The sequence below is a fragment of the Brevundimonas sp. CURTG3B2_SDJG genome, assembly GCF_057364705.1.
Window position 1 is genome coordinate 1 of record NZ_JBNFOJ010000091.1, and the last position, 10510, is coordinate 10510.

General features: G+C 69.2%; 8 protein-coding genes, 1 tRNA gene and 4 pseudogenes. 9 read left to right on the forward strand and 4 right to left on the reverse strand.

The features are described from left to right. Positions 1–834, reverse strand: a pseudogene (locus AC2W7C_RS07950) (methyl-accepting chemotaxis protein); the annotation flags it as partial. Positions 835–1711: 877 nt separating this feature from the next. Continuing rightward, positions 1712–2248 (reverse strand): annotated as a pseudogene (locus AC2W7C_RS07955) (methyl-accepting chemotaxis protein); the annotation flags it as partial. A gap of 49 nt (positions 2249–2297) precedes the next feature. Here AC2W7C_RS07955 and AC2W7C_RS07960 point away from each other — a divergent pair. Together AC2W7C_RS07960 and AC2W7C_RS07965 are read left to right on the forward strand one after the other, a co-directional pair. Beyond that, positions 2298–2606, forward strand: coding sequence for a hypothetical protein (locus tag AC2W7C_RS07960; protein WP_486000954.1), 309 nt, complete (start codon positions 2298–2300; stop codon positions 2604–2606). 180 nt (positions 2607–2786) lie between these two features. Then, positions 2787–4948: pseudogene (locus AC2W7C_RS07965) on the forward strand (sodium-translocating pyrophosphatase). A 226-nt stretch (positions 4949–5174) separates the two neighbouring features. Here the strand turns inward: AC2W7C_RS07965 and bamE are convergent. Beyond that, positions 5175–5651 (reverse strand): outer membrane protein assembly factor BamE domain-containing protein, encoded by a 477-nt coding sequence (bamE, locus tag AC2W7C_RS07970; RefSeq protein ID WP_486000955.1) that lies wholly within the window; start codon positions 5649–5651, stop codon positions 5175–5177. An 87-nt stretch (positions 5652–5738) separates the two neighbouring features. Between bamE and AC2W7C_RS07975 the strand changes: the two genes are divergently transcribed. From AC2W7C_RS07975 to AC2W7C_RS08005, 7 genes and pseudogenes are all read left to right on the forward strand, one after another. Further along, entirely contained in the window at positions 5739–6263 is a 525-nt protein-coding gene (locus AC2W7C_RS07975) for a ubiquinol-cytochrome C chaperone family protein (RefSeq protein WP_486000956.1), read from the forward strand. Continuing rightward, positions 6260–6772 carry a YceD family protein gene (locus tag AC2W7C_RS07980; protein WP_486000957.1) on the forward strand — a complete coding sequence of 171 codons (513 nt, stop codon included), beginning with the start codon at positions 6260–6262 and terminating at the stop codon, positions 6770–6772. The genes AC2W7C_RS07975 and AC2W7C_RS07980 overlap by 4 nt, the downstream gene beginning before the upstream one ends. Positions 6773–6862: 90 nt before the next feature. Continuing rightward, a complete protein-coding gene (plsX, locus tag AC2W7C_RS07985) occupies positions 6863–7942 on the forward strand; it encodes a phosphate acyltransferase PlsX (RefSeq protein WP_486000958.1) in 1080 nt (359 codons plus the stop codon). Continuing rightward, positions 7939–8915, forward strand: a pseudogene (locus tag AC2W7C_RS07990) (beta-ketoacyl-ACP synthase III). The gene plsX and the pseudogene AC2W7C_RS07990 overlap by 4 nt, the downstream one beginning before the upstream one ends. 76 nt (positions 8916–8991) lie before the next feature. Continuing rightward, complete coding sequence (locus AC2W7C_RS07995; protein ID WP_486000959.1) at positions 8992–9294, forward strand: integration host factor subunit alpha; 303 nt, start codon at positions 8992–8994, stop codon at positions 9292–9294. Positions 9295–9310: 16 nt separating this feature from the next. Then, positions 9311–9745 (forward strand): MerR family transcriptional regulator, encoded by a 435-nt coding sequence (locus AC2W7C_RS08000; protein WP_486000960.1) that lies wholly within the window; start codon positions 9311–9313, stop codon positions 9743–9745. Positions 9746–9800: 55 nt separating this feature from the next. Then, positions 9801–9877, forward strand: a tRNA-Pro gene (locus AC2W7C_RS08005). Between the two features lie 110 nt (positions 9878–9987). Here AC2W7C_RS08005 and AC2W7C_RS08010 read toward each other — a convergent pair. After that, positions 9988–10278, reverse strand: coding sequence for a hypothetical protein (locus AC2W7C_RS08010; RefSeq protein ID WP_486000961.1), 291 nt, complete (start codon positions 10276–10278; stop codon positions 9988–9990). Positions 10279–10510 lie beyond the last annotated feature (232 nt).

Below are 10510 nucleotides of genomic sequence, written 5' to 3' on the forward strand. Positions count from 1 at the left end.
ACGCCCTGATCGACCTGGGCGGTCGAGGCCGAGATCAGGGTCTTGATCTCCTTGGCGGCCTCCGCCGAGCGCTGAGCCAGGGCCCGGACCTCGGAGGCCACGACCGCGAAGCCGCGCCCGCCTCGCCCGCCCTCGCCGCCTCGACCCCGGCGTTCAGGGCCAGCAGGTTGGTCTGGAAGGCGATCTCGTCGATGACGCCGATGATCTGGCTGATCTGCTGCGCCGACTGTTCGATGGCGCTCATCGCCGCCACGGCGTCGCGGACCACATTGCCGGATGTCTCGGCGTCGCCCCGCGCGGCCTGGACCACGCCCGACGCCTGGCGGCGCCCGAGGCTGTCTTGTTCACCGTCGCGGTGATCTGGTCCAGGGCGGCCGCGGTCTCCTCCAGGCTGGCCGCCTGCTGTTCGGTGCGCCGCGACAGATCGTCGGCGGCGTGGCTGATCTCCCCGGAACCCGAGCGGATGCCGCCGGCGTTGGAGACCACCACCGACACCGCCTCCTGCAGGGAGGCCATGGCCGAGTTGAAGTCGTCGCGAAGCTGCAGGTATTCGGACGGCAGGTCGCAATCCAGCCGGTAGGTCAGCTCCCCCTGCGCCAGGCGGGTCAGGGCCACGCCGAAGGAATCGACCACCAGGGCCTGCTGCTCGCGGATCGCCGCTTCGCTGGCGGCCTGCTTCTCCAGCTCCGCCTGCTCGCGCGCCTCGATCGCCCGGGCGTCCGCGGCCAATTTGGCCGCCGCGTTGTCCTTGAACACCACCAGCGCCTGAGCCATGTCGCCGATCTCGTCGGACCGGTCGGAATAGGGAATGGCGGCGTCCAGCTCGCCGTTGGCGAGGGTCTCCATCCGGCCGCGGATGGCCGCGAGCGGACGCATCACGCGACGCAGCAGGATCACGCCGGTGGCGGAGAGAGAACCGATCAGGAAGACCAGGGCGGCGACCAGCACGCTCATGGCGATCAGGGCCCATCGGTTGGCCGAGGCCACGGCTCCGGCCGTCCGCGCCTCCATCAGGCCGAAGAACTCGTCGACCGGGACCATCACCAGCTTCTTGGCGTCGGCGTAGTCGGAGGAGAACAGCAGGCTGCGGGCGTAGTCCAGATTCGGGGCGCCGGCGACGGTGTAGCCTCCGGCGGCGTCCTTGAACCGCCCGTGGACCGCGTTCATCGCCTCGGTCTCGAGCTCGATCAGGGCGTTGGAGCGCTGGGTGGCCAGCTCCAGCTTCTGGAACTCCTCGTCGGTGAAGCCGAACTGGCGCATCTCGTCCAGGAGGCCCAGCTTCTTGCCCGCGGGACGGGGGCGACGGTCGTCGGCGCCCACCAGGTCCCAGTAGATGCGGTGGGGGGACTGCGGCCGGGCGGTCTGTCCCGCCCGCATGGCCACGACCTCGAGATATTGCTGCTCGTAGTAGGCCGTTCCCGTCGCGGCGTAGCCGCGGGCCATACGCGTCAGGTCGTCAGAGCTCTGACGCAGCTCGTCGGCGAGGAGGTAGGAGCTGTACTGGGCCGAGTGCGCCTTCTGGACGCCGTGCGAGGCCCAGCCATAGGCGATGAACGCCGCCAGCACCGTGACGATGCAGACGCCGTTGGCGATGAACAGAACTCGGACGGCTCTGGAGATCGACTGCTTCTTCTTCACGGTCTCGACGCCCCCTCTGCGACGACTGGCTTACGTTGGGCGTGGGCGGATCGGGCCCGCCACGCCCGGCGGATCAGAACTCTTCCCATCCGTCCGTGACGGGCTGGGCCTGAGGCTTCAGGGCGGCGCCGCCGCGGCCGACGGTCCTGAGGACCGTGGCGACGTTGGCGGGCCGGTGCGGCTGCGGGCGGTGCGCCGGGGCCTGGACCTGATCGCCGACACGGAAGCGGGCGACCGAGGCGGCCAGGCTCTCGGCCTCCTGGCTCAGCGAGTGGCTGGCGGCGGTCGATTCCTCGACCATGGCGGCGTTCTGCTGGGTGACCTGATCCATCTGGTTGACGGCCGTGTTGACCTGCTGAAGGCCGGTGGCCTGCTCCTGAGCCGACGCCGCGATCTCGCTGACCAGGCCGTCGATCTCGGCGACGCGGCCGACGATGCGCTGCAGGGCCTGGCCGGTCTCGCCGACCAGCTGCACGCCCTGGTCGACCTGGGCGGTCGAGGCCGAGATCAGGGTCTTGATCTCCTTGGCGGCCTCGGCCGAGCGCTGAGCCAGGGCCCGGACCTCGGAGGCGACCACCGCGAAGCCGCGGCCCGCCTCGCCGGCGCGGGCGGGCGCGAGCGGGCAGTCCTCGTCCGGCGGGGTGCTGAACGTGTCGGGCGTGGGCCTGCCCATCATCGCCCGGGGCCGGATCCAGAACTATGTGTTCGTCTCACTGCGTCTGCACCTGGGCGGTTGGGCGACGCCGGAATCGATGCGGCTGAAGGAGGCCTATCTGCGCGACGCCCTGGTGCGCGCGGGCCATCGCACGCCCTTCGTGGTGCCGGACGACTGGACGCGGATCGACGTGGCCGCCCTGTCGGCCAGTCTGATGCGCTCGGCCGCCGCCATCGCCGGCCGGGGTTCGGTGACCCGGGTCGAGGTGGTGAGCCAGGCGCCCCGGCGGCGCACGGGCGTCCGCGCCGGCTGACCGCCGTTCACCAAGCCTGTTGCGCGACGCGCGACCATTTGGCACGGTTTGGCCGCAATCCCCAGGGACGCGCCTTCTCGGCGTCCGCCGCGCACGGGGGGACCGGAAGGCGGACAGAGGCGAAAACGCCCGCCGCGCCAAGGGTCCGGGCGCCTCAAATACACAGGGTTTGGAAACGTCATGAGTAACTATCTGTGGCTTGTCATAGCCGCAGGCGCGCTGGGGGTCCTGTACGGGGCCGTCCAGACCGCCAGTCTTATGAAGGCCTCCACCGGCAACGACCGGATGCGCGAGATCGCGCGGCGATCCAGGAAGGGGCCTCCGCCTATCTCCGTCGCCAGTACACCACCATCGGCATCGTCGGGATCGTCATCCTGATCGCGGCCTGGTTCCTGATCGGCCAATGGGCCGCCGTCGGCTTCCTGATCGGCGCGGTGCTGTCGGGCGCGGCGGGCTTCGCCGGCATGCTGATCTCGGTGCGGGCCAACGTCCGCACCGCGCAAGGCGCTTCGGAAAGCCTGTCGCGGGGCCTGAACCTGGCCTTCCGATCGGGCGCCATCACCGGCATGTTCGTGGCTGGCGGCGCCCTGCTGGGCGTGGCGGGCTACTACGCCTTCCTGACCCAGGGCCTGGGCATGGAGAGCACCGACCGGCACGTGATCGACGGCCTGGTCGCGCTGGGCTTCGGCGCGTCGCTGATCTCCATCTTCGCCCGTCTGGGCGGCGGCATCTTCACCAAGGGCGCCGACGTGGGCGGCGACATGGTGGGCAAGGTCGAGGCGGGCATCCCCGAGGACGATCCCCGCAACGCCGCGACCATCGCGGACAATGTGGGCGACAACGTCGGCGACTGCGCCGGCATGGCCGCCGACCTGTTCGAGACCTATGCGGTGACCACCGTCGCCACCATGGTGCTGGCGGCGATCTTCTTCCGCGGCCAGCCCTATGTGGACGTGATGATGCTGCTGCCGCTGCTGATCTGCGCGGTCTGCATCGTCACCTCGATCATCGGCGCCTTCTTCGTGCGCTTGGGCAAGTCGCAGAACATCATGGGGGCCCTGTACCAGGGGCTGATCGTGACGGGCGTGCTGTCGGTCGCGGCCATCTTCGGCCTGTTCCAGTTCCTGCAGTCGGAAAACCTGCTCGGGCCGGTGACGACCTCGGGCGGGCTGCTGATCGAGCCGATGCAACTCTTCTGGTCCGGCATGGTCGGGCTGGTGGTGACCGCCGCCATCGTGGTGATCACCGAATACTACACCGGCACCGGCTTCCGGCCGGTCAAGTCGGTGGCCAACGCCTCGGTCTCGGGTCACGGCACCAATGTGATCCAGGGCCTGGCGATGTCGCTGGAATCGACGGCGCTTCCGGCGCTGACGATCATCATCGGCATCGTGGTGACCTATCAGCTGGCAGGCCTGTTCGGCATCGCCATCGCGACCACGACCATGCTCGGCGTGGCCGGGATGATCGTGGCGCTGGACGCCTTCGGGCCCGTGACAGACAACGCGGGGGGGATCGCCGAAATGGCGGGCCTGCCGCCGGAAGTGCGCCACTCGACCGACGCGCTGGACGCGGTGGGCAACACCACCAAGGCCGTGACCAAGGGCTACGCCATCGGTTCGGCGGGCCTGGGCGCCCTGGTGCTGTTCGCCGCCTACACCGAGGACCTGAAGTTCTTCTCGGCCAATGCGGCGCCGGGCAGCTTCTTCGAGGGCCTGGGGACGGTCGCCTTCGACCTGACCAACCCGTACGTGGTGATCGGCCTGCTGTTCGGAGGGCTGCTGCCCTTCCTGTTCGGCGGTCTGTCGATGACCGCCGTGGGCCGGGCGGCCGAATCGGTCGTGGCCGAGGTGCGCCGACAGTTCCGCGAGAACCCGGGCATCATGACCGGCCAGGTGAAGCCGGAGTACGGCAAGGCGGTCGACATCCTGACCTCGGCGGCGATCCGCGAGATGATCGTGCCGTCGCTGTTGCCGGTGCTGTCGCCGATCGTGCTGTTCCTGGTGGTGCTGTTCATCCAGCCGGAGAAGGCCAACGCCTTCGCCGCCCTGGGCGCGATGCTGATGGGGGTGATCGTGACCGGCCTGTTCGTGGCCGTGTCGATGACCTCGGGCGGCGGCGCGTGGGACAACGCCAAGAAGGTCATCGAGGAGGGCTTCACCGACAAGAACGGCGCGGTCCACGGCAAGGGCTCCGAGGCGCACAAGGCCGCGGTGACCGGCGACACGGTGGGCGATCCCTACAAGGACACCAGCGGTCCGGCGGTGAACCCGATGATCAAGATCACCAACATCGTCGCGCTTCTGCTGCTGGCGGTGTTGGCGAGCGGGACCGTCGGCTGATCGCTGCGGGCTGATCGAGACTTGGGCGGCGCCGGAGACGGCGCCGCCCTTTCTTCGTCCGAGCGCGGAAGTGGTTAGTGGTTAGTGGTTGGCGCTACTGCTGCGGGCGGCCGCGCTCCGCCGACGAAACCGTGCTCGGTGCAGCCACTAACCACTAGCCACTAGCCACTTCACACGCACGAACGCCCGGAGATCGCTCTCCGGGCGTTCTGCATTTCCCAAGTTCTTAGTCCGGGCGGCGCTGGCCGGGGAGGTCTTCCTCGGTGCGAGGCAGCTGGCCGCGGGCGACGTTGCCGAGCAGCTGTTCCAGAATGGTGAGCTGGCGGCCGCGGGTCGGGGTCTCGCGGCGGTCCATGGCGATGCGCTGGCCGTCGTCCAGGCCCAGGGTGCGCACGGCGGCGACCTGGCCGGCGTCGTTGAAGGTGATTTCGGTGACGCTGCGCTGGGTCACCTGGGGCCGGTTGTAGGTGTACTTCTCGGTGACCTGGCTCATGTAGTACCAGACCGTGTCGCTCTCGAAGGTCGAGGTGGTCGAGGGGGTGCCCAGCTTGGTCAGCACTGTCTGACGCGTGTCCGTGCCCGCGACGATGTCCGTCGGCTTGGCGTCGATCGCCTGAAAGCCGTTCTGGCCCACCACGGGGGCGCACGCGGCGGTCAGCGCGGCGGCCGAAAGGGCGGCGATCAGGAGTTTCGTACGGAGCATATGCGGCGCCTGCGACAGAACAAGGTCTTTGACCTAACCGGACACGGGCCTTAGTTCAACGGCGCGGCGGAAAAGGGGCCGCATGCCATGCTTCAGAATCTCTTCCGGAACCGCCGCGAACGCCTGGGGGACAGTCTCTACGGGCTGACCGTCCAACAGGCCCGCGACCCGGGCTTCTACACCGTCCTGGGCGTGGCGGACCGGATCGACGCGCGGTTCGAACTGTACACCCTGCACGTGCTGCTGCTGAACATGCGGCTGCGCGAGGACGGGGAACGCGGGGCCGACGCGGGCCAGCAGCTGTTCGACACCTACGTCTCGGCCCTGGACCACACCCTGCGCGAACTGGGCGTGGGCGACATCTCGGTGGGCAAGAAGATGCGCAAGCTGGGCGAGTCCCTATACGGGCGGATGACCGCCTACGAGGCCGCGCTGAAGGCCGAGGACGAGCCGGCGTTGGGGGCCAGCCTGGCGCGCAATGTCTTTGAAAGCGAAGATTCGGCCGCCGGCGCAGCGCTGGCCGCCTACGCCCTGGAAAGCCGCGGGAGACTGGCGGCGCAGGCCTTCGAGGCCGTGACGACGGCCCCCGACTGGGCCAAGGTGGCGGCATGACCGTCCCCGCCTTGCCCTACAGCGAACCCGTCCGCCTGCATCAGATCGGATCGGGGGTGACGCGCGTCCTGTCGCCGGACGGCCCGACGCGGGCCCGGATCGCCAGGGCGCTGGACCTGGCGTCCCTGGACGCGTTCGAGGCCGAGGTGGCCCTGGCGCCGTCGGCGGCGGGGTGGACCCTGTCGGGACGGGTGCGGGCCAAGGCCGTGCAGACCTGCGGCCTGACGCTGGAGCCGCTGCCGGTCGAGATCGACGCGCCTTTCTCGATCCCGCTGGCCGAGGCCGCCGAGGAGGACCCGGAGGAGATCGTGATCACCCTGGAGGACGAATCGCCGGATTTGATCGAGGACGGCCAGGTCGATCTGGGCCAGTACGCGGTCGAACAGCTGGCGCTGCGGCTGGATCCGTTCCCGCGCAAGGCGGGCGCGGAGTTCGTCCAGCCCGAGGAACCGGCGGAAATCTCGCCCTTCGCGGTGCTGAAACAGCTTCGGCCGTCCGACGAAGGTTGACGCGGCGTCCACCTGGTTGCATCCCCCCGGTGCGGCGTTATCGTCGCCGCCTGACAGCGCCGGAGAACGGCGTGACGGAGTCGAAACGGCTTGTCATCCCCCATTCTGATTTCGCTCGACGCCATGGGCGGGGACCACGGTCCGTCGGTCGTGGTCGGCGGCGTCCGTGAGTATCGCGTCCGCCACGGCGGCGAGGGCGTGCGCTTCCTGCTGAACGGCGACGAGGCCGCGATCCGCGCCGAGATGGCCAAGTGCGGCCTGGGCGAGGACGTCTGCCTGGTCCGTCACACCGACAAGGTGGTGGCGATGGACGAGAAACCGGCCCAGGCGATGCGGCGGGGCAAGGGCTCCAGCCTGTGGAACGCCATCGAGGCGGTGAAGTCCGGAGAGGCCGCCGCGGTCGTTTCAGCGGGCAACACCGGCGCCCTGATGGCCATCTCCAAGCTGCTGCTGCGCATGTCCGCGCCGGGGCTGGAACGGCCGGCGATCGTGGCCAGCTGGCCCACCTTCCGCGGCGTGACCGCGGTGCTGGACGTCGGCGCCAACGTCGAGAGCGACGCGGCCCAGCTGGTCGAGTTCGCGATCATGGGCGAGGCCTTCATGACGGCCGTGCACGGGGTGGCGCGGCCCACCGTGGGGCTGCTGAACGTCGGCTCGGAGGACATGAAGGGCCACGAGGAGGTGCGCGAGGCCGCGCGCCTGCTGCGCGAAGGCGGGCTAGGGGTGAACTACCACGGCTTCGTGGAGGGCGACGACATCGCCAAGGGCACGGTGGACGTGATCGTCACCGACGGCTTCACGGGCAACATCGCGCTGAAGACCGCCGAGGGCGTGGCCAAGTTCATCGGCGCGCTGACGCGGGAGGCCTTGGGCTCCAGCCTGATGTCCAAGGCCGGCGCCGCGCTGGCCTATCCGGCGCTGAAGAAGATGAGCGCCAAGATCGACCCGAACGCCATCAACGGCGGGCCGCTGCTGGGCCTGAACGGGATCGTGGTGAAGAGCCACGGCGGGGCGACTGCGGGCGGGTTCGGCGCCGCCATCCGGATCGCTGTCGATCTGGCGCGCAGCGACTATATGGCGAAGGTGGGCGCCAACCTGCAGCGCCTGACCGCCGTGCTTGAACAGCCGCCCGCGCCCGAAGCGCCGGCGGCCATGGAGACTTCCCAGTGAGCGTCATCCGCAGCGCCGTCACCGGCGTCGGTTCCTATCTTCCCGAGCAGATCGTCACCAACGCCGATCTGGCGAAGATCGTGGACACCTCCGACGAGTGGATCCAGGAGCGCACCGGCATCAAGCAGCGGCACAAGGCGCGGGACGACGAGCCGACCAGCGACCTGGCGACCGAAGCGGCCCGGCGCGCCCTGGCGGACGCGGGCCGGACCCCGGAAGAGGTCGATCTGATCGTGGTGGCGACCACCACGCCGGACATGACCTTTCCGGCCACGGCCTCGATCGTGCAGCGCAAGCTGGGCGCACCGGTGTGCATCGCCTTCGACGTGCAGGCGGTGTGCTCGGGCTTCGTCTACGCCCTGAGCGTGGCCGACGGCTTCGTGGCTCGGGGACTGGCCAAATGCGCCCTGGTGATCGGCGCCGAGGAGATGACCCGGCTGCTGGACTGGACCGACCGGTCGACCTGCGTGCTGTTCGGCGACGGGGCCGGAGCCGTGGTGGTCGAGCCGCGCGAAGGGCAGGGGACCAAGGCCGACCAGGGGCTGCTGGGGTTCGCTCTACGCTGCGACGGGACCAAGACGGACCTGCTGTACGTCGACGGTGGGCCGGCGACGACGGGTTCCATCGGCCACCTGCGCATGGCCGGCAACCAGGTGTTCCGCCACGCCGTGGTCAACATCGCTGAAGCGATCACCGCCGCCTGCGAGGCGTCGGGGCTGGAGGTGGCCGAGGTCGACTGGTTCGTGCCGCACCAGGCCAACCAGCGGATCATCAGGGCGTCGGCGATCGGCTGGGCCTGGACGAACACAAGGTGATCTCGACTGTCGCCCTGCACGCCAACACCTCGGCGGCCTCGATCCCGCTGGCGCTGGACGCGGCGATCCAGGATGGCCGGATCAAGCGCGGCGACCTGGTCCTGCTGGAGGCCATGGGCGGCGGTCTGACCTGGGGCGCCTGCGCGTTTCGGCTCTGAAGCGCAATATCGGCTTTCCATTTGACGACGCTTGCCCTTTTATGGGCTGGCCGGAGCAATCCAGGGGAGTTGGACCGTGACGCAGACACTGACCCGGGCGGACCTTTGCGAAGCCGTCCACGAGGAGGTGGGCTTGTCGCGGCAGGAATGCTCGACCCTGGTCGAGCGGACCCTGGAGTTGATCGTCGAATCCCTTGAGCGCGGCGAGACGGTCAAGCTGTCGGGCTTCGGCGTCTTCCAGGTGCGCGAGAAGCGCGCCCGCATGGGCCGCAACCCCAAGACCGGCGAGCCGGCCGCGATCCATCCACGCCGGGTCATCAGCTTCCGCGCCTCGCAGATCATGAAGGGCCGGGTGCACGACGCCGTCGTGCCGGCCTGACCGCAGCCCGCTGACCATGGCCAAGAGCCCGAACGCCTTCCGGACGATTTCCGAGGCCGCTGAAGAGGTCGGCGCCCCCCAGCACGTGCTGCGGTTCTGGGAGACCAAGTTCAGCTTCGTGGCCCCGCTGAAGCGGGCGGGCGGGCGGCGCTTCTACCGGCCGCAGGACGTGGTGCTGCTGAAGGCGGTCAAACGGCTGCTGCACGACGAGGGCCTGACCATCAAGGGCGTGCAGCGCCTGTTCAAGGAGCAGGGGATCAAGCGCCTGGCGTCCTGGGGCGACCCCGAAGGGCTGGTGACGTTCGAGCCCGACGGCGCGATTCCGCAGAGCCCGCCGCCGGCCGCCGCGTCGGCCGCGCCGTCCGTTTCGACCGTCCGTCTGCGCCAGATCCTGGCCGAGCTGGAGGGCGCGCGGGCCCGGCTGGACGCGGTCCTGTCGCGAACCGCCTGAAGACCGCTTTTTTTGGGTTTGCGCCGAGCGCGACCCCGTCTATAGGAGCGCCTCTCGGAGCGTGGCGCAGCCTGGTAGCGCACTTGACTGGGGGTCAAGGGGTCGCAGGTTCGAATCCTGTCGCTCCGACCATTTCCTCAAAGGAAATCGGTTGGTTAAAGGGGGCCGCATTCGTGCGGCCCCTTTTTCGTTCGGGGAAGCGGTAAAGCCGCTCGAACCTCCGGAACCGAAGGCCTGGGCGATCAGTCGTCCAAAAGGTCCATGGACCGGGCGAGGCGGTACAGCCGCTGGGCGTCGCGCCGGACCACGCGGTCCTCGTTGGTCGCCCAGGCTGTCTCTACCCAAGCAAGATCGTCGAGATCTTCGATCCCCAGGCGGTTTTCAAAACAGACCCGCGTGAGGAACCTGACGCTCGCGCCCCCGTACTCCGAAACGAAGGTCGCCGAATCCCGGATGTCCAGTAGCCATTCGACCTGACGGTGGCTCAGCTCGTCGGGGCTCCACGCCGCCTGCAGGCTTTCCAGAAAGTCCATGTGCCTATCGTCGAGGCCGCTGGTTTCGCCATACCGAAGCAACCGCCGCACGAGGGCCGTCCATTCGGCACGGTCGCGACGGACGCGAGAGATTTCGAGTTCTGTCGCCACGAGCCCTCACGGCGGCCTGCGCAAGCAAACAAGAACCACGTTATCTTGATTCTCGGGCGGCGGTGAGGCGCGCGCCGCGACGTCGGCTTGACGGCCCGGACGGCCGCCGGCGCGGCGCGGC

Bases quoted from the DNA above. Each gene is read 5' to 3' on its own strand.
- AC2W7C_RS08010 (WP_486000961.1), bottom strand. From the start codon at position 10,278: ATGGACTTTCTGGAAAGCCTGCAGGCGGCGTGGAGCCCCGACGAGCTG.
- AC2W7C_RS07980 (WP_486000957.1), top strand. From the start codon at position 6,260: ATGACCGTCCCCGCCTTGCCCTACAGCGAACCCGTCCGCCTGCATCAG.
- AC2W7C_RS07975 (WP_486000956.1), top strand. From the start codon at position 5,739: ATGCTTCAGAATCTCTTCCGGAACCGCCGCGAACGCCTGGGGGACAGT.
- bamE (WP_486000955.1), bottom strand. From the start codon at position 5,651: ATGCTCCGTACGAAACTCCTGATCGCCGCCCTTTCGGCCGCCGCGCTG.
- AC2W7C_RS08000 (WP_486000960.1), top strand. From the start codon at position 9,311: ATGGCCAAGAGCCCGAACGCCTTCCGGACGATTTCCGAGGCCGCTGAA.